25 protein-coding genes are annotated in these 26222 nt (G+C 59.9%); 12 read left to right on the top strand and 13 right to left on the bottom strand.

The genetic code is table 11. From position 1 onward, the window contains the following. Positions 1-30 precede the first annotated feature (30 nt). From FHT92_RS22530 to FHT92_RS22520, 3 genes are all read left to right on the top strand, one after another. A complete protein-coding gene (locus FHT92_RS22530; RefSeq protein ID WP_183748610.1) occupies positions 31-897 on the top strand; it encodes a tetratricopeptide repeat protein in 867 nt (288 codons plus the stop codon). A gap of 357 nt (positions 898-1254) precedes the next feature. Further along, the gene (locus tag FHT92_RS22525; protein WP_183748608.1) at positions 1255-2898 is read left to right on the top strand and encodes a sensor histidine kinase; all 1644 of its coding nucleotides are present in this window, start codon (positions 1255-1257) and stop codon (positions 2896-2898) included. A gap of 62 nt (positions 2899-2960) precedes the next feature. After that, a complete protein-coding gene (locus tag FHT92_RS22520) occupies positions 2961-3443 on the top strand; it encodes a DUF992 domain-containing protein (protein WP_183829480.1) in 483 nt (160 codons plus the stop codon). Between the two features lie 46 nt (positions 3444-3489). On the opposite strand, the gene FHT92_RS22515 is transcribed toward FHT92_RS22520, so the two are convergent. The 6 genes from FHT92_RS22515 to FHT92_RS22490 all read right to left on the bottom strand — a co-directional run bounded on the left by FHT92_RS22515 (position 3490) and on the right by FHT92_RS22490 (position 10123). Further along, on the bottom strand, positions 3490-4884 hold the full coding sequence (locus FHT92_RS22515; protein ID WP_183829476.1) for an NAD(P)(+) transhydrogenase (Re/Si-specific) subunit beta: 1395 nt from the start codon (positions 4882-4884) through the stop codon (positions 3490-3492). 10 nt (positions 4885-4894) lie between these two features. Continuing rightward, positions 4895-5293 carry a proton-translocating transhydrogenase family protein gene (locus FHT92_RS22510; protein ID WP_183748604.1) on the bottom strand — a complete coding sequence of 133 codons (399 nt, stop codon included), beginning with the start codon at positions 5291-5293 and terminating at the stop codon, positions 4895-4897. Continuing rightward, on the bottom strand, positions 5293-6441 hold the full coding sequence (locus tag FHT92_RS22505) for a Re/Si-specific NAD(P)(+) transhydrogenase subunit alpha (protein WP_183748603.1): 1149 nt from the start codon (positions 6439-6441) through the stop codon (positions 5293-5295). Before FHT92_RS22505 ends, FHT92_RS22510 begins: the two co-directional genes overlap by 1 nt. 104 nt (positions 6442-6545) lie before the next feature. Continuing rightward, entirely contained in the window at positions 6546-6770 is a 225-nt protein-coding gene (locus FHT92_RS22500; protein WP_183748602.1) for an aa3-type cytochrome c oxidase subunit IV, read from the bottom strand. 165 nt (positions 6771-6935) lie between these two features. Continuing rightward, positions 6936-7688, bottom strand: coding sequence for an N-acyl amino acid synthase FeeM domain-containing protein (locus FHT92_RS22495; protein ID WP_183748601.1), 753 nt, complete (start codon positions 7686-7688; stop codon positions 6936-6938). Positions 7689-7819: 131 nt separating this feature from the next. Continuing rightward, the gene (locus FHT92_RS22490; protein WP_183748600.1) at positions 7820-10123 is read right to left on the bottom strand and encodes a putative bifunctional diguanylate cyclase/phosphodiesterase; all 2304 of its coding nucleotides are present in this window, start codon (positions 10121-10123) and stop codon (positions 7820-7822) included. Positions 10124-10441: 318 nt separating this feature from the next. On the opposite strand from FHT92_RS22490, the gene FHT92_RS22485 reads away from it, so the two are divergent. Together FHT92_RS22485 and FHT92_RS22480 are read left to right on the top strand one after the other, a co-directional pair. After that, entirely contained in the window at positions 10442-10981 is a 540-nt protein-coding gene (locus FHT92_RS22485) for a TRAP transporter small permease subunit (protein ID WP_183748598.1), read from the top strand. Positions 10982-11002: 21 nt separating this feature from the next. Then, entirely contained in the window at positions 11003-12490 is a 1488-nt protein-coding gene (locus FHT92_RS22480) for a TRAP transporter large permease subunit (RefSeq protein ID WP_183829473.1), read from the top strand. An 85-nt stretch (positions 12491-12575) separates the two neighbouring features. Here the strand turns inward: FHT92_RS22480 and FHT92_RS22475 are convergent, their stop codons facing one another. After that, a complete protein-coding gene (locus FHT92_RS22475) occupies positions 12576-13682 on the bottom strand; it encodes a TRAP transporter substrate-binding protein (RefSeq protein ID WP_183748593.1) in 1107 nt (368 codons plus the stop codon). A gap of 290 nt (positions 13683-13972) precedes the next feature. Between FHT92_RS22475 and FHT92_RS22470 the strand changes: the two genes are divergently transcribed. Beyond that, positions 13973-14752, top strand: coding sequence for a gamma-glutamyl-gamma-aminobutyrate hydrolase family protein (locus FHT92_RS22470; RefSeq protein WP_183829471.1), 780 nt, complete (start codon positions 13973-13975; stop codon positions 14750-14752). 50 nt (positions 14753-14802) lie between these two features. On the opposite strand, the gene FHT92_RS22465 is transcribed toward FHT92_RS22470, so the two are convergent. The 4 genes from FHT92_RS22465 to FHT92_RS22450 form a co-directional block, all read right to left on the bottom strand. Further along, positions 14803-15834, bottom strand: a complete 1032-nt coding sequence (locus FHT92_RS22465; RefSeq protein WP_183829468.1) for an aldo/keto reductase — start codon at positions 15832-15834, stop codon at positions 14803-14805. Positions 15835-16095: 261 nt separating this feature from the next. Continuing rightward, positions 16096-17052, bottom strand: coding sequence for a 2-hydroxyacid dehydrogenase (locus tag FHT92_RS22460; protein ID WP_183748587.1), 957 nt, complete (start codon positions 17050-17052; stop codon positions 16096-16098). 24 nt (positions 17053-17076) lie between these two features. Continuing rightward, positions 17077-18099 (bottom strand): LacI family DNA-binding transcriptional regulator, encoded by a 1023-nt coding sequence (locus FHT92_RS22455; RefSeq protein WP_183748585.1) that lies wholly within the window; start codon positions 18097-18099, stop codon positions 17077-17079. A 114-nt stretch (positions 18100-18213) separates the two neighbouring features. Further along, a complete protein-coding gene (locus FHT92_RS22450; protein ID WP_183748584.1) occupies positions 18214-18723 on the bottom strand; it encodes a MarR family winged helix-turn-helix transcriptional regulator in 510 nt (169 codons plus the stop codon). Between the two features lie 83 nt (positions 18724-18806). Between FHT92_RS22450 and FHT92_RS22445 the strand changes: the two genes are divergently transcribed. The 6 genes from FHT92_RS22445 (at position 18807) to FHT92_RS22420 (ending at position 24240) form a co-directional block, all read left to right on the top strand. Then, the gene (locus FHT92_RS22445) at positions 18807-19595 is read left to right on the top strand and encodes a creatininase family protein (RefSeq protein ID WP_183829465.1); all 789 of its coding nucleotides are present in this window, start codon (positions 18807-18809) and stop codon (positions 19593-19595) included. Positions 19596-19742: 147 nt separating this feature from the next. Beyond that, positions 19743-20825 (top strand): GTP-binding protein, encoded by a 1083-nt coding sequence (locus FHT92_RS22440; protein ID WP_183829462.1) that lies wholly within the window; start codon positions 19743-19745, stop codon positions 20823-20825. Continuing rightward, positions 20825-21817 carry a WD40 repeat domain-containing protein gene (locus tag FHT92_RS22435; protein ID WP_183829459.1) on the top strand — a complete coding sequence of 331 codons (993 nt, stop codon included), beginning with the start codon at positions 20825-20827 and terminating at the stop codon, positions 21815-21817. The genes FHT92_RS22440 and FHT92_RS22435 overlap by 1 nt, the downstream gene beginning before the upstream one ends. Positions 21818-21872: 55 nt before the next feature. Beyond that, the gene (locus FHT92_RS22430) at positions 21873-22304 is read left to right on the top strand and encodes a GNAT family N-acetyltransferase (RefSeq protein ID WP_183829883.1); all 432 of its coding nucleotides are present in this window, start codon (positions 21873-21875) and stop codon (positions 22302-22304) included. A gap of 41 nt (positions 22305-22345) precedes the next feature. Further along, positions 22346-23155 (top strand): serine O-acetyltransferase, encoded by an 810-nt coding sequence (gene cysE, locus FHT92_RS22425; RefSeq protein WP_183829455.1) that lies wholly within the window; start codon positions 22346-22348, stop codon positions 23153-23155. Between the two features lie 98 nt (positions 23156-23253). Beyond that, a complete protein-coding gene (locus tag FHT92_RS22420) occupies positions 23254-24240 on the top strand; it encodes an NAD(P)-dependent oxidoreductase (RefSeq protein ID WP_183829452.1) in 987 nt (328 codons plus the stop codon). Between the two features lie 40 nt (positions 24241-24280). Here the strand turns inward: FHT92_RS22420 and FHT92_RS22415 are convergent, their stop codons facing one another. Beyond that, positions 24281-24871 carry a GNAT family N-acetyltransferase gene (locus tag FHT92_RS22415; RefSeq protein ID WP_183829449.1) on the bottom strand — a complete coding sequence of 197 codons (591 nt, stop codon included), beginning with the start codon at positions 24869-24871 and terminating at the stop codon, positions 24281-24283. 96 nt (positions 24872-24967) lie between these two features. After that, complete coding sequence (gene odc2 / locus FHT92_RS22410; protein WP_113296001.1) at positions 24968-26101, bottom strand: ornithine/lysine decarboxylase; 1134 nt, start codon at positions 26099-26101, stop codon at positions 24968-24970. Between the last annotated feature and the right edge of the window lie 121 nt (positions 26102-26222).

Below are 26222 nucleotides of genomic sequence, written 5' to 3'. Positions count from 1 at the left end.
GGATATGCTGCATGGGGAAAGCGAGCCCGAATGGCTGTCATAACCTTCAATCCGTCCCGCTCGTTGCGTTCGCAGAAATCGGTCGTGCTCGCCTCGCTGGCACTTGCCGCAGCGCTGGGCCTCGCCGGTTGCGAAACGACTAACACGTCGGACGCTGTGATCCGCATTGACAAGGCGCAGGGCTCGCAAGAGAACATCGCATCGCTGACGGCCGTCATCAACGCCAATCCGCGCGATCCGGAAGGCTACAATGTCCGCGGTTCAGCTTATGGTCGCGGCGGTGAATTCCGCAAGGCGCTCGACGACTTCAACACCGCGCTGCAGATCAACCCGCGCTTCTTCCAGGCCTACGCCAACCGCGCGCTGGTCTACCGCAACATGGGCCAGCAGCCGCAGGCGATCGCCGATTACAACGCCGCCCTGCAGATCAATCCGAGCTATGACGTCGCCTATATCGGTCGCGGCAATGTCTACCGCATGGCCGGTCAGGACGATCAGGCCTTCAATGATTTCTCAAGAGCGATTCAGCTCGGCACCACCGATGGTCGCGCCTATCACAATCGCGGCCTGATCTATCAGAAGCGCAATCAGCAGGATAAGGCGATCGACGACTTCTCGAAGGCGATCTCGCTGTCGCCGAACTCGCCCGAGCCCTATAACGGCCGCGGCATTTCCTACATCGCGCTGAACGACAACGACAACGCATTCGCCGACTTCAACCACGCGATCGAGCTCAACGGCAACCTCGCCGAATCCTGGGCGAACCAGGCTCTCGTCTACGAGCGCCGCGGCGAGAAGGACAAGGCCACCCGCTCCTACCGCCACGCTGTTAGCCTCGATCCCAAATACCAGCCGGCCCGGGATGGACTTGCCCGCGTCGGCGGCACTGCCGGCTGACAGATACTCGAAGAGATGACGACGATGATTGCGAAACCGCTTGCGATCATCGTCGGCGCCGGCCTGCTAGCCACGAGCTTCTGTCAGGCAAGAGTGACGAAAGCCTCTTGCCCTTCCGGTTGCAGCGCTTCACCGACGCAGAATAGTCGTTCAAAAAATTGACGATTTTGCACCTGACTATTTTAGTAGGTTGCAACCAAATGTCCCGCCCCCTAACATGACCCTGCTTTGATAGCGAGCTATTGGGCGGTACGGATGTGAGGGGCGTTTGCGAGCAATGCGGATTCTGGCTTTCGTTGGACTCTGCGAAACCGAGTTTTCCCAGCATCCAGCCCCGGCAGTTCGCGGGCGGCACCGATGAGGTTCGCTGCGCGTCTTTTTCCGAAAGCCTCCATCGGAACATATCTCATCGCCATGGCAGTGGCGATTGCGCTGCCGATCTTCGCCTTCGTTGCCCTTCTTCTCATGCAGCTGGAAGACAACCAGCGGTCTACGCTCAAGCGCGAAACCGCGCAGGATGCGCTCGCCCTCTCACGCACCATCGACCGCCAGCTTCAGGATATGGCGACGACTTTGCGGCTGCTGTCCTCCTCGCCGGAGCTGGAGAGCGGCGACTATGAGTCTTTCTACAACCGTACGGAAACGGCACTGCGGGGCGATACTCTCTACGTGATCGCCGTCGACAGGGCCGGACAGCAATTTTTGAATACTCGTCGCCCCTTCGGCACGCCACTCGGCAAGATAACGAACATCGCGGCTTTTGAAGCCGCGATGAAATCCGGCCGGATCGAAGCCTCCGACGTCTTTATGGGCGCAACGAGCGGCATGTGGGTCTATAACGTCGCTCTGCCGCGCGACGAAGGTCCTGTCGCCGCATTGATCATCACCCAGAATGCCAACGACCTTGCCAAACTTGTCACGACAGAGGGTCTTGCCTCCGGCTGGTCTGCGGCGGTTATCGACCAGGGTGGCCATGTTGTCGCGAGCCGCGGCCCCGCCAATCTGCAACCCGGCGAACCCTTCGACCCACGCATCCTGCCTTCGCTCGTCGCTTCCAGCGGCGTTTTCGAAGACAGCGACATCCTCCCGCATGCCCTGTTGGGCTATGCGCAGATCCCCGGCTGGTCCTGGAAAACCGTGGTATGGGGGCCGATCGCCACCGCCCAGGCACCCATCCTCAGCACCTGGCGCTTCCTGTTGATCGGCGGCCTCGTGCTGTTGCTCGTTGCCGTGCTTGCCACTTATGCCGTTGCCCGGCAAGTCCGCTCGACAATCCGTGAAATAGCCGACATGGCGAACCGGCTCGGCGAAGGCCATATCGTGTCTCCCGTCGAAACCAGCGTCATCGAGGCCAACCAAGTGGCGATTGCGCTTTCCAATGCCTCTTTCGACCGTAGCCAGAGCGAAGACCGGCTGCGCTTCGTCATGCATGAGCTGGTTCATCGCACCAAGAACCTGCTGACGCTTGTTCTCGCAATGATGCGGCAGCTCTCCAAGCAGGCCGACAGCGTTGAGACATTCCGGCTGGCCGTCGCTCACCGCCTTGAAGGGCTCGTGCGCTCGATCGAGCTTCTGACGGGCGAGCAATGGTCCGGCGTCTCGCTGCATCGCGTCATCGATATTCATCTCCAGGCCTTTCCGCAGGCACGCGAGCAGGTAGAAATTGAGGGCAAGGATTTCGTCCTCAAGCCTGATGCCGTGCAGAATCTCGGCCTGGCACTGCATGAACTCGCCACCAATTCGGTGAAATACGGGGCGCTCTCCGTGCCACAGGGCCGTGTGCGCTTCGAATGGCAGCCGGCGGAGGACAACATGCTACGTCTGACCTGGACTGAAAGCGGCGGCCCGCCAGTCAGTCCGCCTTCGCGCACCGGTTTTGGCACCACGGTCATCAAGGCACATGCCGCATCCGCTTTCCGGGGCAAGGTTGATGTCGACTTCCGCCCGGAAGGTCTCGTCTGGATCCTCACCGCCCAGCGTGGGACGATGGCGCGGGAGTAGCGCCACCGGAACAATCACTGCAACCGCCCGTTTCGAACAGGTCGTTCAAAAGGAGAAGGACCATGTTCAAGCAAACCATGATTGCCGCGGCAGTCGTCTCGGCCGCAGCCTGGGCCGGCCCGGCCGCTGCAGCCGATTATATATCGCTTGGCCGGCTCGTCTGCGGATCGGATGGTGGACAGGGGTTGATCGTTACGTCTGAAAAGAATCTGATCTGCACCTATACGCCTGCGTCCGGTGGCCCGAAGGCGGTTTATGCCGGCAAGATCGAGAAATTCGGCATTGATATCGGCCAGACCGGCAAGAGCGTGATGATCTGGCAGGTGCTCGCCAAGACCGGCACCGATATGCCTGATTTTGCACTCGCCGGCGAATATTACGGCGTCGGCGCGGACGCCAGCCTCGGCGCCGGCGCAGGTGCCAAAGTCATTGCCGGCGGCACGGACAAGGCCTTTATGCTGCAACCGCTGAACCTGCAGGCGCAAGAGGGTCTCAACCTTGCCGTCGGTGTCGAGAAGATGACGCTGGTGCCGGGCGAAATCTGACAGTTGGCCGCAATGGAAGAAAAGCCTGACGAAGCGGGCCTTTCGGTTAGTGAGCGATTGACTTGTAGATCTCTTCGGTCACCTTCTTGGCGTCTCCAAGCAGCATCATCGTGCTGTCCTTGTAGAACAGAGTATTGTCGATGCCGGCGTAGCCCGAGCCGAGAGAACGTTTCACGAACAGGCAGGTTTTGGCCTTGTCGACGTCGAGGATCGGCATGCCGTAGATCGGCGACGACTTGTCGTCGCGCGCCGCCGGATTGGTGACGTCGTTGGCGCCGATGACATAGGCAACATCGGCCTGGGCAAATTCCGAGTTGATATCCTCAAGCTCGAAGACCTCGTCATAGGGCACGTTGGCCTCGGCAAGCAGCACGTTCATATGGCCCGGCATGCGCCCGGCGACTGGGTGGATCGCGTATTTCACTTCCACACCGTTCTTCTTGAGATTGTCGACCAACTCGCGCAATGCATGCTGCGCCTGCGCCACGGCCATGCCATATCCCGGCACGATGATGACCTTGGAAGCGTTTGCCATCAGGTAGGCAGCGTCCTCTGCCGAACCAAGCTTGACGGTCTTGTCCGAATTATCCGCCGCATTGCCGCCCGTCTCCCCACCAAAACCGCCCAGGATGACGGAGATGAAAGAGCGATTCATGCCCTTGCACATGATGTAGGACAGGATCGCGCCCGAAGAACCGACCAGTGCGCCGGTGATAATGAGCGCCAGATTGCCGAGCGTGAAGCCGATGCCGGCAGCAGCCCAGCCCGAGTAAGAGTTGAGCATGGATACGACAACCGGCATGTCGGCGCCACCAATCGGCACGATGAGCAGCACGCCGAGAGCCAGCGACAAAGCGACGACGGCCCAGAAATCGAAATGGCTTTCCGTCACCGCCAGCCCGACGATGAAGAGCACGATCAGGGCAAGCAGAGCGATGTTGATCACATGACGGAAGGGCAGCAGGATCGGCTTACCGGACATGCGCCCGTCGAGCTTCAGGAAGGCGATGATCGAGCCGGTGAAGGTCAGCGCACCAATCGCCACACCGATCGCCATTTCGATACGGGCTTCAGTGTGGATCTGGCCAATCTCGCCAATGCCGAAAGAGCCCGGCGTATAGAGTGCCGATGCGGCAACGAGAACTGCGGCGAGGCCCACCAGCGAGTGGAAACCGGCAACAAGCTGCGGCATCGAGGTCATCGCAATAGTGCGGGCGATATAGGCACCAGCGCTGCCACCGATGGCAAGGCCGAGAATGATGAGCACAAAGCCGCCAAAATTCGGCATCGCCAGCACCAGCGTCGTGAGAATGGCGATCCCCATGCCGATCATGCCGTAGAGATTGCCCTTGCGGCTGGTGGCCGGATGCGAGAGCCCGCGAAGCGCCAGAATGAACAGGACGCCGGAGACAAGATAGAGGAAGGCTGCAATATTGGTCATTCGTGCGGCCTCACTTGTCCTTCTTGCGGTACATCGCCAGCATGCGCTGCGTGACGAGGAAGCCGCCGAAGATATTCACCGAGACAAGAACGAGCGCCACAAAACCGAAGCCGGTAGCAAGCCCACTGCTCGATATGCCGACGGCAAGCAGCGCACCGACGACAATGACTGAGGAGATCGCGTTGGTAACGGCCATCAGCGGCGTATGCAGCGCCGGCGTTACCGACCAGACGACGTAGTAGCCGACGAAGATCGACAGCACGAAGATCGCGAGCTGAAAGACGAAGGGATCGATCGCCCCGCCGGTGGCAGCACTTGCCGCTTCAGGCGCCTGGGCAGCAGCGGCGATGACCGCGGTGACGGCTTGGTCGAGCTGCTCCAGCGCCTTGTCCATTGCTTCACTGGCCATCAGTTATCCCCCTTCTTGGCGCCGCCGAATGCCGGATGCACCACGTCGCCCGCATAAGTCAGCATCGTCGCCTTGATCAGCTCGTCCTCGAGGTTGAGCACGACCGATTTTGTTTCCTTGTTCACCATCGTCTCCAGGAAGGTGACCAGGTTCTTGGCGTAAAGCGCTGAGGCACTGGCGGCCACACGGCCCGCCATGTTCGCAAAGCCGATCACCTTCACACCTTCGACATCGGCGACCTGCCCTGCTACCACACCTTCAATATTGCCGCCGCGCTCGACTGCGAGATCGACAGCAATCGCCCCCGGCTTCATCGAAGCCAGCATGGCGCGCGAGACGAGCCGCGGCGCCGGACGGCCGGGAATGAGAGCTGTGGTAATGACAATGTCCTGCTTGGAGATGTGTTCGGCCACGAGTGCGGCCTGCTTGGCCTGATAGTCGGCCGACATTTCCTTGGCGTAGCCGCCGGCCGTTTCCGCCGCCTTGAACTCGTCATCCTCTGCGGCGATGAACTTTGCGCCGAGAGATGCAACCTGTTCTTTCGCTGCGGGGCGAACATCGGTTGCCGAAACGGCGGCACCGAGCCGCCGTGCCGTCGCAATCGCCTGAAGGCCGGCAACGCCCGCCCCCATGACGAAAACCTTGGCGGCAGGAATAGTACCGGCTGCCGTCATCATCATCGGCATGGCGCGGTCATAGACCGCGGCTGCCTCGATGACCGCCTGGTAGCCGGCGAGATTGGCCTGCGACGAAAGCACGTCCATGGACTGGGCGCGGGTGATGCGCGGCATCAACTCCATGGCGAAGGTGGAAAGACCAGCGCGTGCCATCGCGGCGACGGCCTCGTCATTGCCGTAGGGATCCATGATGGCAATGACGACGGCACCGGTCTTATAGCCGGAAATCTCGCTCTCGCTCGGCCGGCGGACCTTGAGGATAACGTCGGCCGACGCTGCATCTGCAAAAGCGCCGATTGCGGCGCCCACCGCCTCGAACTCACTGTCCGGAATGCGTGAAAGTGTTCCGGCGCCCGCTTCCACCACGACATCGAAGCCGAACGACTTTATCTTTTTCACGGTTTCGACGGACGCGGCAACACGCGTCTCATCGCCTGTGATTTCCTTTGCTACGAAAACGATATTGGCCAACTGCCCCCTCCTCCGGGTCAGCTGGACCGTCGCAAGCTGCCTGCCTGCGCGGGCCAAGCATCTACATCACAAAGTTCGGAAAACTTGTCTTCCGCAGACCGCGCTTAGCGGAGCAGGAAGATGCCGGCGACGAGGATGATGAGGAAGACGAGAATGCCGCCGAGGAAGCCGGCGCCGCCGAAGAAACCCGCAGTCATAGCAAGCATCAGGGCGACCAGAATCATCGTGCCGTATTTCGTGCCGGCAATGAACATGTTGTAGGTCTTCTCATGTTCCTTGTAGTCCATCGGCGCGCCGGTCTCGACCGGTCCGGTATGATGTTCGGCCATGAATATCGTCTCCCTGAAATGCCTTAGCGCTGCCTGATTCCCTCGCCTCGGCGAGGCAAATCCCCACCCGCAGGGATTACACAATGACGGGAGAAAGCGCAATGCATGAGAATGCCGCAGGGATGCCCCTCTCCTGATGTGAAGAGAGCATTCCCTATGGAAGAATCAAAGCGGCAGATCCGTTCCAAGCTGGCCTTCCGGCACGAAACGAGCGGTGGGAACGATGGTGAGCGAAGGCAGCGTGCTTCCAGGGCTGCGCGCGAACATCATCCGCTGCTCGCTGGCGCTGGAAATGAAGAAGGGATAACGCGTGAGAAGCTTGCGGCCGACCTCGATGACGTTGGTCGCCATGAGCGTCATGTCGATTCCGTAATTCTTCGCCTTCCGGCCCGGCACAACAGTATCGGCGTAAAAGACGCGCTTGTAGAAGGCCGCATGCGGTGGACGGACGAACTGCAGCACCCGGTGCGCGCGGAAATGCGCAGCAGCGACGATGCTCGGTCGCAATGTCAGATACGGGATCCAGGTCAGATCGGCCGTCAGTTCCGGATCGGCGGCAAAACGCGCCGGGTCGATCAGGCTGAGGCCGGCGTCCAGAAGCGCGTCGATCGCTTCCGGAAAGGCGCCGGCCGATTGGCTGACGCGATGCTCCGGGGTCACGTAGTGGATGCGGATCGTGCTGACCAGCTCACCGTAATAATAGAGCCCGAAAACGTAGGCATGGCTGTCGAAATCGGTGTCGTCGAGCAGTCCCTTCGGCGCCAGCGCCAGCGTGTCGTGCGCCTTGTAAGCCTTGTAACGCAGCCGCTCGACATCCTCCATGTCCTCTGTGCTCTCGACGCGGCGATATTCGATATTATCAAGAATTTCGAGAACCTTCTTCGAAAAGTCACTGGTACTGAAAGGGACAGATGCCATGTTGGACCCCGTTTGTTAACGGGTCATTAATCATATCTCGTTCGTTAAAGCGCAAGATTTGATAAGAATTTGGGCCGTATTTGAATTATTAAGGTTAACGGCCGTGCATATACCGTCGGGTAGCGCCGCGATCAGGCGACCTTGCTGCGCCGCCGCGGTGCCGTGCGGCGGTTGAGAGCCTGCGAGAGAATACCGATCTCTTTCGAGGGGACGGGCGGGGAAAAGACATAACCCTGTATGAGATCCGTGCTGCGGTACTTGTTGAGAAGCACCAGCTGCTCGTGGGTTTCAACACCTTCGACCACGATTTTGAGGCCGAGCTCTCGGGCGAGATGAACCGTGCCGCGCAGCAGTTTCAGGCGACGCGTATCTTCGACGATATTACGCACAAAGGAGCGGTCGATCTTGACGATATCGAGCGGCAGCGTGTCGAGATAGCTGAGACTGGAGAAGCCGGTCCCGAAATCGTCGATGGCGATGGTAATGTCGCGGCTGCGCAACTCGGCGAGGATTGCACGAACGACACCCGGCTCGTCGATGAGGCTGCTTTCGGTGATTTCCAGATGCAGGCGTGATGCCTCGAGACCGGAATACGCCAGTGCATCCGAAACCACGGACAGGATATCCGCGTCGCGAAGGTCACGTGCCGACAGATTGACTGAAACGGCGATATGGTCCGGCCAGTTCATGCATTCTTCGCAGGCCTTGAACAGCACGAAGCGCGTGATCTGCGAAATTATGCCCATCTCTTCGGCGAGGCGAATGAAGACATCGGGCGGAATAGAACCCTTTTCCGGATGCACCCAGCGAGCCAGTGCTTCGGCGCATTCGATGCGCGTACCATCGGCCTTGAACATCGGCTGGAACATGAGGTGCAGCGCATTTGCAGCCACCGCCTCGCGAAGATCCGCCTTGAGCTTCTGCTGCTCGATATAGCGGCCATCCATTTCATGCTCGAAACCCATGATGCCGCCTTTTAAGCGCGACTTGCTTTCGAACAGCGCAAGGTCGGCCTTGACGCTCCATTCGTCCATGGCGAAAGCGTCGCTCTCGAGAACGGCGTAACCGGCACTGAGCGAGACGAGGAAAGTTATCTCATCGACTTCGTACTGCCCCTGGATTGCGGCGTGCAGCTTGCGGATGCTGGCATCCAGCACCTGCCGATCACGCGCATGCGGGAAGAACAAGATGAACTGATCGCCCATCAGCCGGCCGACGATGGCGTTGCCGGCCATCTCCTTGACCCGCATGGCGATGGCGCACAGCAGATGGTCGCCCGTGACATGCCCTCGCATGTCGTTGACATGCTTGAACTCGTCGATATCGAGAATCATGAAGCCGAGGGGGCCTCGCTTCTTCGATTGTCTGACGAGATAATCCTGTACGAGATGGCCGAAATACTCGCGGTTCGGCAGGCCGGTCAGCGCGTCGAAGCGCACCATGTGCAGGATCTTCTGCTCGGCCTTCACACGGGTCGAAACGTCTTCGAAGATCAATACCGCGCCACCGTCCGCACGCCGGCTGGCTGAGAATTCCAGCGACAGTGCCTCGGGGAAATGAATGAGCGTGCGCGACAGGCTGCCTTCGGCGACCTGCGTCAATTGCCGCAGGATCAACTCGGGTTGCGAGGCATCCATGAAGCTGTAGCGCGCGCCATAACGCAACACCGCGCCAAGATCGCGATCCTTCAGCCGGTCCGGTGCGCCAATTTTCAAAAGTTCGCAGGCCTTGCGGTTGATGACCTGGATCCGATTCTCCTCGTCGACCATGACGAGGCCGTGCGGCATATTGCTCAGCGCCGTATCGAAACGATCAGCAATCGAAGCGATCTCGCGGCGCGCGATCACATTCTCGTAGAGGAACTCGCGCACGCCGGTCGCCATCGCCCGCGTCGTCAGCCAGAAAGGAATGAGGAAGACCGACAGGATGCCGCGGTAGAAATCCAGCGTCATCACGCTGCAGATGATCATCGGCAGGCAACAGGAGAAGGTCTGCAAATCGACCGCCATGCGCGAGCCATAGTTGCGGCCGACGACGGAAACCATCGTCGCCATGGTCACTGCAATACAGGCGAGTTCGGCAAAGGAATCGCGCGTGAAGAAGATGGCATAACCGCTGCCGATACCGAGGAGCGTCGTAATGCCGGCTGCTCCGACTACGAGAATTTTCTCCCACCGCTCGATCTCGGCAAATGACAGCGCGTCCTTGTTCACCTTGTCGAACAGGCGGAAGATCGCCATGCGGGCGCAGAACACGAGGATGACGGCAACGGCCAGGAATATGTAGACCGGGGATTGGGTTTTGGCGGCTACCGCCAGAAAGGTTGCGGAATGTACAATGACGCCAGCCAAAAGCGTCATGCGGTTCCCGGAGAGAGAACTCACAAACGACAGATACACATCCTTAGGGACCCTGTCCGGGTTATGTGGCTTCATCCATACTTTCCCTGTGCGCGGGAAATGTAAACCGAACCCTTTAAAAATTGATTTCAAACAGTTCAAACATTTGGTCAATTTTTCTAAAACCGCAGGGTGAGCAACTCATCCCAGGCGCGATAATACAGCTTCTTCGCGAGGTTATTGAAAAATATATCCACGCGTGAGTTGTTAAATTTCCGCCGGAAGATCACAGGCCCTAGACACCTAAGACTATACTCCTAGGCGGGCCATTTATCCTTCCAATTCCAAAAACCCTGGTTTACACCGATAGTAGAGGGAGAACTGCCGAAACGGCAAGATAACAAGGGGAGGCGAATGTCGGTATTTCTGGCCGTCAGTCGGCTGATCGACTCGATCAGCGAGTTCATTGGAAAACTATCCGAATACATGGTGCTGTTCTGCTGTCTGATCAGCGCCGGAAACGCCGTCGTCCGCTACGCCTTCAACTACAGTTCGAACGGCTGGCTCGAGATCCAGTGGTATCTCTTCGCCTTCGTCGTGGTGCTGGGTGCCTCGCATGCGCTGCGCAATAACGAGCATGTCCGCGTCGATCTGATCTATGGGTCGGTTTCCGACAGGGCGAAGATCTGGATCGACATCGTTGGCCTCATCCTATTCCTCATTCCCGTCTGCATCTTCCTCACCTGGATCTCCTGGCCCTTCTTCGCGCTTTCCTACCGACAGGGGGAAATATCGGGCAACGCCGGCGGGCTGATCCGCTGGCCCGTCAAGCTGGTTCTTGTCGCCGGTTTCGCGCTGCTCTCCCTTCAGGGCGTTTCCGAGCTGATCAAGCGGATCGCAACCGTTACCGGCCATATCAGCATCGACACGAAATACGAAAAGCCGCTGCAGTAACGCGCGCCTGGAGGAACAGATTTGTTTGATTTCGGCATCATTCCGCCGGCCATGTTCCTGGGCATGGTCGTATTCATGCTCTACGGCTTTCCGGTCGCCTTTTCACTGGCCGCCGTCGGCCTGTTTTTCGGCATCATCGGCATCGTCACCGGCCATTTCAACGAAGCCCTCCTACAGGCGCTGCCGCTGCGCTTCTTCGGCATCGTCTCCAACGATCTCTTGCTTGCCATTCCCTTCTTCACATTCATGGGCGCGGTGCTGGAGCGTTGTGGGCTGGCAGAAGACCTGCTCGAGGGCACCGGCAAGCTCTTCGGCGGCGTTCCCGGCGGCCTGGCCTATGCTGTCATCCTCGTCGGCGCCGTGCTTGGCGCGATCACCGGCACGGTGGCCGCCTCGGTCATCACCATGGGTGTGATTTCGCTGCCGATCATGCTGCGCTACGGTTACAATCCGCGCCTTGCCACCGGCGTCATCGCCGCCTCCGGCACGATCACCCAGGTGATCCCGCCCTCGCTGGTGCTCGTCGTTCTCGCCGACCAGCTCGGCAAATCGGTTGGCGACATGTATCGCGGCGCGATCGGCCCGTCGATCCTGCAGGTGGCGATCTTCGTGCTCTTCATCCTGGTCCTGTCGATCGTCCGGCCAAAATCGATGCCGCCACTGCCGAAGGAAGTGCGCGGCGACTTCAATTGGGCGCTGCTCGTGAAGGTGCTGATGGGCATGGTGCCCTCGATGGTGCTGATCTTCCTCGTGCTCGGCACGATCTTCATGGGCCTTGCGACGCCGACGGAAGCCGGCGCGCTCGGCGTCGTCGGCGCCATGGCGCTCGCGGCCATGAACCGGCGCCTCACCTGGCCGCTGATCCGCGAGGCGATGACATCGACCACGCATATCACTTCCATGGTTGTGATGATCCTGATCGGCTCCACCTGTTTCAGCCTGGTCTTTCAGGGCATGGACGGCTCGCACTGGATCGAGCACATGCTCTCGGGTATTCCCGGCGGCCCGGTCGGTTTCCTGATCTTCGTCAACATCTTCATCTTCGTGCTCGCCTTCTTCCTCGATTTCTTCGAGATCGCCTTCATCGTTATCCCGATGCTCGCCCCTGTCGCCTCCAATCTCGGCATCGACCTGATCTGGTTTGGCGTGCTGATCTGCGTCAATATGCAGACGAGCTTCATGCACCCGCCCTTCGGCTTCGCGCTCTTCTACCTGCGTTCGATCGCCGGCCGCGAGGTCAAGACCTCAGATATTTACATGGGTGCGCTTCCCTGGGTCGGCATGCAGCTGATCCTGGTGGCGATCGTGATCTTCTGGCCACAATCGGTGACCTACTGGCTGGACCATGGCCCGAAGGTCGACCCGAACTCGATCAAGATTGAAGTCCCGGGCTTTGGCAGCCAGCTCGGCCTGCCTCCGCTCGGCGGCAACAATGGCTCGCCGCAGACCCCGGGCTTGACCCTGCCACCGCTGAATGGCCTTCCGGGAGCGCCGGCGCCCGCCAAATAGTCAGCAAAAGCAAAACCCCGGATCGAAATCCGGGGTTCAGGTATCGTGTTCGCGTAAACCGCCAATGTCCAGCGGCGGAGGCTTATCAAATCTTACCTGCGCGCTGCTGGATCATCATGAACGTGTCGAACGTGTATTCCGAGAGCTGCATCCAGAGATAGGCATCCCGCTTGAAAGCGGTCTGGTCGTCGTAGATTTTCTTGAAATACTGGTTCGTGCCCGAGATTTCGCCGTAGATGCCCATCGCGGCCTGGAAGCAGGCCTCCATGATCTCCTGGCTGAACGGCCGTAGCGTTGCGCCTTCAGCTACAAGCTGCTTCAGCGCGCTCGGGTTCTTCGTGTCGTATTTTGCCAGCATGTTGGTGTTGGCGAAAGCGCAGGCGTCGGTGAGTGCTGCCTGATAGTGCTTCGGCAGGCTGCTCCATTTATCGAGATTGAAGAAGGCATGCACCGTCGGGCCGCCTTCCCACCAGCCCGGGTAATAGTAGTATTTCGCCACTTTGTGGAAGCCGAGCTTCAGGTCGTCATAGGGGCCGACGAATTCTGCAGCGTCGATCGTTCCTTTTTCGAGCGCCGGGTAGATGTCGCCGCCGGCGATCTGTTGGGGGATGACGCCGACCTTCTCCATGACGCGGCCGGCAAGACCGGCAATGCGCATCTTGACGCCCTTGAGATCGTCGAGAGTATTGATTTCCTTTCGAAACCAGCCGCCCATCTGCGCACCGGTATTGCCGGCCGGCAGGGCATACATTCCCTGTGTGGCATAGAACTCGTTCATCAGCGTATTGCCGTTGCCCTCGTAAAACCAGGCATTGGTCAGGCGGCTGTTCAGCCCGAACGGAATGGCCGTTCCGATGGCGTAGGTCGGGTCTTTGCCGACGAAATAATAGGAGGTGGTGTGGGCTGCTTCGACAGTGCCCGCCGCCACCGCATCGACGGCCTGCAGACCGGGGATGATTTCGCCGGCTGCGAAAGGCTGGATCGTGAAATTACCGTCCGTGGCAGCGGAAACATGCTTGGCAATATCTTCGGCGCCGCCATAGATCGTATCCAGGCTCTTCGGAAACGACGAGGTCATGCGCCAGGAAATCTTCGGGTTTTCCTGCGCAATTGCAGGCGCTGCCAAAGCAGTCGCGGCAACGGCACCGGCGCTGGCCGTTCCCGCCTTCTTCATAAATGAACGACGATCCATCAAAAACCTCCCGTATAGATGGCACTGCGCGGTCAATCCTCACCCCTACCCGCAGTAATGGCAAAGCTAAGCATGGCGGAAGAAGCGTTTCAAGCTTTAGTCTATTAGTCTTTGGGATCACGCCGCTTCTGTGGCACAAGCCACACATCCATCGAAATCAGCGGCTTAGCTGCAGCGTGCCGGCTACACCGCCTGAGCGCCGCAAATTTGGCCACCGCTTGCAGCCAAGCGTTGACTTCCCGGCCATTCTGGCTGCAGAAACGTCCGATATTGTTTTCTTCGGGGCACAAATGACGAAACCGATCGTTGCGATTCCCGCCGATATCCGCAGCCTTGACGGTGCAACTTGGCATGCCGTGCAGCACCAATATGTGCGCGCCGCGATGAATGCCGCCGGCGTGATGGCCTTCATCATTCCCGCCTTCGAGGAAGGTTATGACACCGATGCGATACTCGACCGGGTCGACGGTGTGCTGGTTTCAGGCTCGGCAAGCAATGTGCACCCCTCGCTCTACGGTCTCGAAGCCACCGATGCCGATGGCCCCTTTGACCCCGCCCGCGATGCGACGAGCCTGCCGCTGATCCGTCGCGCCATCGACCGCGCCATTCCGCTTCTTGCCATCTGCCGCGGCATTCAAGAATTGAATGTTTCGCTCGGCGGCTCGCTTGCCAGCGAAATTCAGGAGCAGCCGGGGATCTGGGACCATCGCAAGCCGGATGTCGGCGACCGCGACGGCATGTATGCTATCCGCCAGAGTGTCTTCATCAAAGAAGGCTCCTGCATTGCCGGCATCCTCGGCGCCGGCGAGATCCGCGTGAACTCGCTGCACCGGCAGGCAATCGCCAAGACCGCGCCTCGCCTGCAGGTGGAGGCCAAGGCAGAGGACGGGACGATCGAGGCCGTCTCTGTCATCGACGCCAAGGCCTTCGCCGTCGGTGTGCAGTGGCACCCGGAATATTGGGCGGAGACTGACAAGCCTTCGAACAAACTCTTCACCGCCTTCGGCGATGCCGTCAGAGATTACGCCGCCAGCAAGCTGCCGGCCCCGCCGGCGCAGGCTATCGCCTGAAACCGAAAGGCCGCCAAATCACTCCGCCGGCCTTTTCCTGAAGAAATCACTCAGCGACTGCCTTCAATCCTACGATGACGCTGGTTGGTGCCGTGGACACCATAGGGATATTGTCCCGGCGTCGGCGCACTGATCTCATTGAGTTTCGCTGTCTCTTCCTCGGATAGCACCAGCTTCGCAGCATCGAGATTATCGGCAAGCTGTTCGGAGGTGCGTGCGCCGAGGATGACCGAGGTCACGGCCGGGCGCGCGGCCACCCAGGAGAGCGCAACCTGCGCCATGCTGACGCCATGCGCTCTGGCGATCTCTTCGACCGCGCCGATGATATCCCATGTCCGCTCTTGCGCGTTTCGGGCCGCATAGGCTTCCCCGCCGCGATTGGGATTTTCACCGAGGCGCGTGGCTCCCGTCGGCATCTCGTCACGCTTGTACTTGCCGGTCAGCCAGCCGCCCCCGAGCGGCGACCATGGCAGCAGGCCCATGCCCGCATCCTGGCAGGCATCGACGATCTCGAGCTCGATGTCGCGCATCAGCAGGTTATACTGCGGCTGTAGCGTCACCGGCCGCGTATAACCCTGTGCCTTGGCGATTTCGGAGGCCTTGGCAATATGCCAGCCGACATAGTTGGAGAAGCCATAGTAACCGATCTTGCCCGCGCGAACGGCATCGTCGAGGAATCGCAGCGTTTCCTCGATCGGTGTCAGCGCATCCCAGGCATGCATCTGGTAAAGATCGATATGCTCGACATCGAGGCGACGCAGCGAGTCGTTCAGCGCCTGATTGAGGTGGCGGCGCGAAAGGCCAATGTCGTTCGGCCCGTCACCCATCGGGAAGCGGCCCTTGGTGGCGATCACGGCCTGCTTTGCTTCTGTCGGGCGTGCCTTAAGCCAGCGGCCGATGATCTCCTCCGATGCACCAGCGCTGTAGACGTCAGCGGTGTCGATAAAATTGCCGCCCCAGGCAAAATAGTCGTCGAGTATCTTGAAGGAAGCCGCCTCATCGGACTCCTTCCCGAACGTCATTGTACCCAGGCAATAAGCGGTGACGACGGCCCCGCTGGGACCGAGCTTGCGATAATCCATTTCTGCCTCCTTCCGGAGGCGCCCGCTGCCCGCGCGAAAGTCGCCGGGCGGAGCAGACGCTCCCCGATCAAATCGCTATGTGTGTGCTTGAGACGGCGAGATGCCGCCGATGATAATTGCGGTCGCTGGGAATGACGCGGCCGGGGCTAACCATAGCCAATCCTTCCCCGCTGACCAAGTGGGAAACTGGAAAAAGACCAAGGGCAAAATAGGAATAAACGAAAACACTCCTCCGCCTTCACGAAAGGAGTGCGTAGAGACCTATTGTTTGACCGGTGTTTCGGCAACCGGTGTCACCGGCTTGCCCTGCTCGAACCAGGAGATGAGGTTCTCCACCACCAGATCCGCCATGGCATTGCGCGTCGGGATGGATGCCGAGCCGACATGCGGCACCAGGACCGTATTCGGTGCGGAAAGCAGACCGGGCGGCACGTTCGGCTCGTCATAGAAGACATCGAGGCCGGCGCCACCGATGGTGCCTGCATTCAGCGCAGCAATCAGCGCATCCTCATCCATCGTCCAGCCGCGGCCGACGTTGACGACGACGCCATCAGGGCCGAGCACAGAAAGAACCTCCGCATTGATCGTTTTATGCGTCTGCGGCGTCTTCGGCACGATCGCAATTAGCGTATCGACGGCCTCGGCAAGCCCCTTCAGCGTCGGGTGATAATCATAGGGCGCATCGGCATGGCGCGAGCGGGTGTGATAGCTGATCTTCACCTTGAAGGGTTCCAGTCGCTTGGCGATCTCAAGACCGATGCGGCCAAGGCCATAGAGGCCAACATGGCGGCCTTTCAGGGAAAAGCGCGTCAATGGATAGGCAGAACCCGACTTCCAATTGCCGTCCCGAAGCCAGGCCTCGGCCTTCGGCAGCTCGCGAATGGCGTTGAGCAGAAGAGCAATGGCTGTGTCGGCCACCTCGTCGTTCAGCACGTCGGGCGTGTTGGTGACGACGATGCCCTTCGAACCTGCAAGCTTGGCATCGATGCCGTCGTAACCGACGCCGAAACTGGCAACGATCTCTAGCGCAGGCAATTGCTCGAACCATGCCGCCGGGAAAGCGCCGCTGATGGCTACGCCGCGAATGCGTTTCACCACCTCGGCATCAAGCGCCAGCGTCTCTGCGCGCTCGACGCCGATGACCTCGAAGCGCTCCTTCAGTCGGGCGAGAACACGATCATGGATCTTCCCGGGAACGAGAACGGCAATACGGGGCATGGCTTTTCCTCTTGGCTTCGGCGGTCAGATACGCGGCCGATAGGGACTGGTGGACTGGCGGATCCGCATTTCCGGCTTGATGAGATGGATGCCATCAGGCTCATGGCTGCCGGCTAACCGATCAAGTAGGGCGCGGGCCGCAAGACGTCCAACCTCCGTCTGCCCGTTCCAGACGGTCGTCAGCGCCGGCGTGGCGATCGAAGCCTCTTCCAGATCGTCATAGCCGGTGACCGAAATATCGCCGCCGGGCACGAGGCCGGCACGCGCTATGCCGTTCATGAGACCGATAGCGACCAGGTCGTTCCAGCAGACGGCCGCCGTCGGCTTCTGCGGCAGGGACAGGAAATGCACGGCAGCTTCGAACCCGCCTTGCTTGGAGCGAGGACCAGGAATGCGCAGATTCGGATCGACCTCGATGCCGGCCTTGCGCAGTGCGTTGACGTAGCCCTGATAACGGTCGCGCCCGGTCGACGTCTGGTCCGTACCACCGATCATCGCGATCGTCCGGTGGCCGAGGCCGATCAGGTGGTTGGTGGCGAGCGAAATGCCGTAGCTGTCGTCGCCGCGATAGGTCGGCACATCCTGGCTGTCCATCGAGCGGGCGACAAGGATTGCCGGCATGCCGTTTTCTTCGGCAAGTTGAATATCTTCCGGCGGCGTGCCGATGGCCGGCGACATGATCACCCCGTCCCCGCCGAGCTGCAGCAGGGTTTCAATGAAGGTGCGCTGCTTTTCGACGGAATCGTAATGGTTGGAAAGAATGAAAGTATGGCGGCTGCGATCGAGTTCGCTTTCGATCGCCTTCAGGATTTCCCCGTAGAACGGGTTCATGATGTCATGCACGACCACGCCAATAATGCCGGAGCGCGAGGTGCGCAGGCTGGCAGCGCGGCGATTGTAAATGTAGCCAAGCGTGCGGGCCTGTTCCTTGATCTTTTCGCGGGTATTGCCTGCAACAAGGGGGCTGTCGCGTAAGGCGAGAGAAACAGTCGCCGTTGATATGCCGAGCGTTTCGGCGATCGTCGAAAGCTTGATCTTCTGAGCCACGTCTCCTCCTCCAGGCAACGCGTGAAGCTGGTCGAGGCTGCCGCAACGCAACAGCCTTAAAAAGTTTAATTAAAAGATTTAAGCGGCGCAGGCAATTCGCCTTTGAGGAAATTTTCAATCTTCCTCATCTTCATCCGCATGCATGGCTTCGGCCTGCAGATTGGCATCGACCGCCTTGAGCAGGCGTACGAGATTACGGATCTCTTTTTCGGAAAAATCGAGCGTTGCGAGCTTATCGCAGGAGGAGGCGGCAAGCTCGATCGCCTTCACGCTGCCGCGCCCGAGTTCGGTGAGATAAACTTTGGTGAGGCGGGCATCCTCGGCATCAGGCTTGCGCTCCAGGAATCCCTGCGCCTCCATGCGGCCGATGGTCCGGGTCATGGTAGGCGCCTTGACACCGAGCTTCTGGGCGAGCCCACCAGCCGTCATGCCATCGCTTTCGGCAAGAGAAAGAATGACTCCGTCTTGGCCTGCATAGAGCCCGCTTTCCAGCAAATTGCGTGACAGGACCGTACGCATGGAGCGGGCAGCCTGCGTCAGAGCCGGCGAAAGATCGACAAGCGTATACTCGGTCTGGTCCTTCTTTTTCTTGCGCTTCTTGCCGTCCTTATGCTTCTTGCCCATTGCCATCCCTTTGATCTTTAAGCACTGCCCAGGCTGCGTTATGACATTGCCCATCATTTCGTCATAAACAAGAGGCAAGGCCGATGTTGGTTCCGTCGTTCCGTTTCGAGGACAATGATCCCGCACTTGCGCCGGAGACACGCCGCCATTGGATAGCGGTCCTGCCACTCGGCGCCCATGAGCAGCACGGTCCGCATCTACCCTTTGAAACCGACGCATTGATCGCGCAGGGCATCGTCAACAGGCTCAAAACCGCCCTGCCGGCCGGTTTGCCTGTCACCGTACTCCCTGTCGAATCGGTCGGCTACTCCTTAGAGCATATGGATGTTGAAGGAACGAAGACGCTCTCCTTTGATGCAGCCGTAAAGCGCTGGCTCGATACCGCTGAAAACCTCTCGAAGCTCGGTATCCGCAAACTCGTGATGCTGAATGCCCATGGCGGCAACTCGCCACTGATGACCATCGTCGCAACGGAAGCGCGCGTGCGCTTCAACATGCTGGCTGTTGCCACCAGCTGGACCCGCTTCGGCGTGCCTGATGGTGTGATCTCACCTGATGAAAAGGCGATCGACATTCACGGCGGCGATATCGAAACGTCGGTCATGCTCGCCCTCTATCCGGAGAAGGTGGATATGGCGAAGGCAACCGACTTCCCTTCCCGGCAGACAGAATTCGTCCAGCGCTTCAAGCACCTGCGCGCCTATGGCCCGCATGCCTTCGGCTGGAAGATGTCGGATCTCAATCCACAGGGCGCGGCCGGCAATGCCGCGAAGGCGACTGCAGCAAAGGGCGAGGCGCTGATTGCTCATGCTGTGAACGGATTGGTGGAGCTGCTGCAGGATATCGATGCCTTCGACGCAGAAACGCTGTGATAAACACGCGGCTTTGCAGACAGAGCAATGTGATCTTATAACATACAAAACCCTTTGAACTGCCGCTTCCAAGCGCCTATATGAAACCGACCAATTCCGGCCCCGGACGTTGCCCTCGGGGTCAAGGCCCTATTCCTAGAGGTTCTCATGACCGACGCGATCCAGACACAGCAGAAGCCCATCCCCGTAACCGTGCTCACCGGTTATCTCGGCGCGGGCAAGACGACGCTGCTTAACCGCATTCTTTCTGAAAACCATGGCAAGAAATATGCAGTCATTGTCAACGAGTTCGGCGAAATCGGCATCGACAACGACCTGATCGTCGAATCCGACGAAGAAATCTACGAAATGAACAATGGCTGTGTGTGCTGCACGGTCCGCGGCGATTTGATCCGTGTCGTCGAGGGCCTGATGCGTCGCCCCGGCCGCTTCGACGGCATCATCGTCGAAACCACCGGCCTTGCCGATCCGGTTCCGGTTGCCCAGACCTTCTTCATGGATGACGATGTCCGCGCCAAAACCGAGCTCGACGCCGTCGTTGCCCTCGTCGATGCCAAGCATCTGCCGCTGCGCCTGAAGGACAGCCGTGAAGCCGAAGACCAGATCGCCTTCGCCGACGTCGTCATCATCAACAAGACCGATCTCGTCACGCCGGAAGAACTGGCTCAGATCGAGGATATCGTGCGTGCCATCAACCCGGCCGCCCGTGTCTACAAGACGAGCCGCTCCGGAGTCGATCTCGCCCGCGTCCTGGACCAAGGCGCCTTCAACCTCGAGCGCGCACTGGAAAACGATCCGCACTTCCTCGAGCACGGCCATGACGATCATGTCTGCGGCCCGGATTGCGATCACCATGATCATGACCATCATCATCATCATGATCATGACCACGACCATCATCACCATGGCCAGATGTCGGCCATCCACGACGTGACGGTGCAGTCCGTTTCGCTGCGTGGCGGCGAGATGAACCCCGAGCGTTTCTTCCCCTGGATCCAGAAGATCACCCAGACGCAGGGTCCGAACATCCTTCGTCTGAAGGGCATCATCGCTTTCAAGGACGACGCCGAGCGTTATGTCGTCCAGGGCGTACACATGATCATCGAAGGCGACCATCAGCGTCCCTGGAAGGATGGTGAAAAGCACGAGACCCGTCTCGTCTTCATTGGCCGCGATCTCGATCGCGCGAAGCTCGAAGAATCCTTCAAGGCCTGCGAGGCTGCCGCCTGATGCCAACAGTTGCACCGCTTGATCTCGACGGCCACGTTCTGGCCGTCGATTTTTTAGGTGATGTCCCCTTTTTCGCGAATGCCAGTGGTACCTTTCACCGGCTCGAAGGAACTGACAAGGTCATCGAGGCCCATCAAGGCATGTTGGCGGCGATCCGCGATCCCTACAGCGAAAGCCTTATTTCAGGCGGTGAGGATGGCAAGGTGTTGCGCATTAGCGCTGACGGCAGCGTCAGCGAGATCGCGTCCGCGCCGCGCAAGTGGATCTCACAGGTCGCAGCCGGCCCCCAGGGCGCCGTGGCCTATGCCTACGGGAAGAGCACACTTGTACGTCTGGCCGACGGCACGACCAAGGAATTCCCCGAGGAGCGCACAGTCGAAGGCCTCGCCTTCGCTCCGAAGGGTCTGCGTATTGCCGCAGCCCGCTACAACGGCGTCTCGCTGCACTGGGTCGGCATGAGCGCGAAGCCTGTCGATCTCGAATGGAAGGGCGCACATACCGGCGTAACCTTCTCGCCCGACGGCAATTTCCTCGTCACGTCCATGCAGGAAAATGCGCTGCACGGCTGGAAGCTCGACGTCAAGTCGGGCGCCGAAGCCCGCCATATGCGCATGACAGGCTATCCTGCCAAGGTAAAGTCACTCTCCTGGTCTTCCAAGGGCAAGTGGCTCGCCTCCTCCGGAGCGCCGGCCGCTATCGTCTGGCCTTTCCAGGGCAAGGACGGCCCGATGGGCAAGGCGCCGCTGGAGCTCGGCACGCGCGCCAACATCATGGCAACCGCTGTGAAATTCCATCCGGCCGAGGATATCCTCGCGATCGGCTTCATCGACGGCATGATCCTCGCCGTACGTCTCGCCGACAGCAAGGAAGCTCTGCTGCGCCGTCCCGGCAAGGGTGCGATTACCAGCATGAGTTGGAGCAAGAACGGCAAGCTGCTCGCCTTCGCCTCTGAAGCCGGCGATTGCGGTGTGGTGGATATCGCGGCGGACTGATTTCTTGGCTCTCGAAGTGGCGCCACTGGATTGCGGGGATGCGTATCAAGCGGCGATGGTGCGGCGTAACGCGCTATGGCGAGCATTGCCGCATCTTCGCGATAGGCATACAGTCGAGGAAGACGAAGCCTACTGGCGAACACATCTTCTGGCGGAGTGCGTGGTTCTAGGCGCTTTCCTTGACGGCAGGCTTGCTGGCGTTATTGCCTACGGGAATGGCTGGATCGAGCAGCTCTATGTTCTGCCCGATGTCCAGGGCGCGGGGATTGGCACAAGGCTTCTCTCCTTGGCAATGAACGACATGGACGACATCCGCGTCTGGACCTTTCAGCAAAATCGCCGCGCTCGCGCCTTCTACAAATCACGCGGCTTCTCACCCGTCAAAGAAACCGATGGCAGCGGCAACGAGGAAAATGAGCCCGACGTGCTCTATCATTGGCGTCGCCTGCCGGAACCGGTGTATAGTGCCGATGCACGCCACCGTTGACATTTTGGCTGCGCACAGATTGCAAGAACAGGGATCCGCGAATGAAAGCTTCGAATAATGCCGCCAGGGAGCTGGGCGTCTTCGCATCCGTCTGGTCGGCAATCCGTGCCGAAGCGGCGGATCTCGCGGCGCGCGAGCCTACGCTGCGGACTTTGCTCGAAATGCAGATCATCGGCGCAGATAGCGATGCTGAGATCATTGCGCGGGTAATCTCCGCACGCCTCGCAGTGGCGAAGGTCGATCCCGAAGACCTCTTCCGGCTGTTTCATGACATATTGCTGGAGCATGCCGATATAAGCGCCGCCATTGAAGCCGATCTTCTGGCCGTGCGCGAGCGCGATCCTGCCTGCACCACCTATCTGCATGCACTGCTGAACCTCAAAGGTTTCCATGCGCTGCAGACACACCGCATTGCCCACGCGCTCTGGACCGACGGTCGTCTCGAGATTGCCAGCTGGGTTTCCAACCTCGCCTCGCTGGTCTTCGGCCCGGATATCCATCCGGCTGCAAGGATTGGTTCCTCAATCATGCTCGACCACGGCTCGGGCATCGTGATTGGCGAAACAGCCGTCATCGAAGATGAAGTCTCCATCCTGCAGAACGTTACGCTCGGCGGCACGGGCAAGGAAACTGGAGACCGCCACCCGAAAATCCGCCATGGCGTGATGATCGGCGCCGGTGCAAAGATCCTCGGCAATATCGAGATCGGTGCTTTCAGCAAGATCGCGGCCGGCAGTGTCGTGCTGAAGCCGGTCCCGGCCCATTGCACGGTTGCCGGTGTTCCGGCTGCCGTCGTGCGCATTCATCGCAATGACGAAATCCCCGCCGAAACCATGGATCAGAATATCTGAGGGAAGGCGGACTGCTCAAACGGCCTGACTTGCAGTTCCGCTTAGCGGCACGACATAATGCGCAGCACAAGCTCAAAAGCGCATCGGAAGGAGACCGCATGGCTCGCGTGATCGTCATCGGAGCAACAGGACATGTCGGCACCTATCTCGTACCCCGCCTCGTCGAGGCCGGCCATGAGGTGGTGGCGATCAGTCGCGGGGCGGCCACGCCCTACAAGGCGAATGATGCATGGAGCCATGTCGATATCAGGCGCATGGATCGCGTAGCGCTCGAGGCGGAAGGCCGCTTCGGCCATGAGATTCGTGCGCTGGAAGGCGAGATCGTCATTGACATGATCTGCTTCAGGCCTGACAGCAACGAACAGCTTGTGACAGCCCTCGAAGGCCGTGTCGACCATTTTCTTCATACTGGCACGATCTGGACGCACGGTTTTTCCACCGTCGTGCCGACGCCCGAGGAGGCACCGAAAAGGCCTTTCGGTGACTACGGCGTGAACAAAGCGGCGATTGAAACCTATCTGCTCAGGATGGCGCGGGAGAAGAATTTTCCTGTAACCCTCGTCCATCCCGGCCATATCGTCGGCCCCGGCTGGAACCCCCTGAACCCGGCCGGTCATTTCAATTCCGATGTCTTCACCACGCTCGCGCGCGGCGAAACGCTTGCCCTGCCGAATTTCGGCATGGAAACGGTGCATCACGTCCATGCCGACGATATCGCTGAGCTCTTTATGGCGGCCATCGCAAAGCCTGAGGCAGCGATCGGCGAGGCTTTCCATGCGGTGTCGGAAAAGGCAATCACGCTGCGGGGTTATGCCGAAGCGATGGCCGCCTGGTTCGGCAAGGAAGCGAAGCTGGAATTCCTTCCCCACGAAGCCTGGGCGGAAAAGCAAGACCCCGACGAAGCCAAGGCCACTTGGGAGCACATCGCCCGCAGCCCCAACTGTTCGATGGAAAAAGCCCGCCGGCTGCTCGGATTCACGCCGCGGCACAGCTCCCTGCAAGCCGTCCAGGAAGCCGTCCGCTGGCTGATCGAGAATGGCCGCGTCGAGGCAAAGGCGCCTTCAACCATCAAAGATAGCCCTTAAACAAAAAGCCCCTCCCGGAGAATGGGAGGGGCTTTGCCGGTCAGGCCGCCTTCCGGACCGGCACGCCGGCCAGCATACGTCCCGAGGGGACGATCATGCCGGCTGCGCCGCCAAGCCAGCCCTCGACGAGCTCCAGCGCAAGGAAGCGCGAGCGTTCGAACGGGCCGGGCATGACGAGGTGACGAGCCTTCTCGGCAAAAAAGCCGAAACGCTCGTAATAGTCCGCATCGCCGACGAGCAGGATCGCACCGTGGCCGCGGTTCTTTGCTTCGAGGATCGCCGCACGCATCAGCGCCGAGCCGATGCCTTTTCCACCATGCCTGCCGTCGACGGCAAGCGGGCCGAGCAGCAGGGCGTCAAGCGGCGTGCCCTCTTTGTTGATACCGGCTTCGACGTTCCACAAGCGCACCGTGCCGATAACACGACCGTCACGGTCGCGCGCGACCAGCGCCAGGCCTTCGGCCGGTACACGGTTGCGGCGGATCATTTCCGAAGACTTCTTGCGGCGATCCGGACCCATGACGCGATCGAGCAGGGTTTCGCGCGCGACGACGTCGGAGGGATTCTCCATGTCGATGGTGAAAGTAACAGGCGCAAAGAAAGCGCGGACAGAATCAAGAACAGCGGCCATCTTGGCCTCCCGTACCCAATACCGTTATCAGCGGTGATGACTGGAAATTGTGAAATTGCCGCCCCGGCTGGCTACGGGGCAGGCAGGAACAAGACCTTAGATGACGTAGGCCTTCAGCGGGTCGAAACCGTTGAAGGCGACCGCCGAATAGGTCGTCGTGTAGGCGCCGGTGCCTTCGATCAAGACCTCGTCGCCGATCGTCAGCGTGATCGGCAGCGGATAGAGGTTTTTCTCGTACAGCACGTCGGCTGAATCGCAGGTCGGACCGGCGATCACGCAGGGCTCCATCTCGTCTCCGTCGCGCTCGGTGCGGATCGGATAGCGGATGGCCTCGTCCATGGTTTCGGCGAGACCGCCGAACTTGCCGATGTCGAGGAAGACCCAGCGGGCATCGTCATTGTCCGACTTCTTGGAAATCAGCACGACTTCAGCCTTGATGACACCTGCATTGCCGACCATGCCGCGGCCCGGCTCGATGATCGTCTGCGGGATCTGGTTGCCGAAATGCGTACGCAGCGCCTGGTAGATCGACTTGCCGTAAGCTTCTGCCGACGGAACATCGCGCAGGTACTTCGTTGGGAAGCCGCCGCCCATGTTAACCATCTGCAGGTGGATGCCCTGCTTGGCAAGCTGGACGAAGACGCGCTTGGCATCGGCAAGAGCCGAGTCCCAGGCATCGACCTTGGTCATCTGCGAACCGACATGGAACGAGACGCCGTAGGACTGCAGGCCGAGCTGATGAGCGTAGACGAGAACGTCGACAGCCATCTGCGGAACGCAGCCGAATTTGCGCGACAGCGGCCATTCAGCGCCTTCACCATCGGTCAGGACGCGGCAGAAAACGCGCGCACCCGGAGCGGCCCGGGAAATTTTCTCGACTTCCTCGTGGCTGTCGACGGCAAAGAGGCTGACGCCGAGCGCATGCGCACGGGCAACGTCGCGTTCCTTCTTGATCGTGTTGCCATAGGAAATACGGGCTGCGGTCGCACCGGCTTCGAGCGCCATTTCGATTTCAGCGACAGACGCGCAATCGAAGTTGGAGCCGAGACCTGCGAGCAGCTTTAGGACTTCCGGGGCCGGGTTGGCCTTGACGGCATAGTAGATGGCGCTGTCAGGCATGGCGTGACGGAAGGCATGGAAATTGTCACTGATCACGTCGAGGTCAACCACGAGGCAGGGACCGTCGGGACGTCGGGTTGCGAGAAAGTCGCGGATGCGCTGGGTGGTCATATCGATTCCCTCTTCCAATTCCAGAGCTCCGGGGTCAACCGGAGGACAAAGGGCATGCAAGAACCGCTCAGGAACCAGCCGGTGGAGACCCCGGATCCTTGACAGCGCTTGATGCGCGGAT

It is taken from the genome of Rhizobium sp. BK377 (assembly GCF_014193935.1).
GTDB lineage: Bacteria > Pseudomonadota > Alphaproteobacteria > Rhizobiales > Rhizobiaceae > Rhizobium.
The sequence above is the reverse complement of the archived record's forward strand: the minus strand, read 5'-3'. Positions and strand labels throughout refer to the sequence as shown.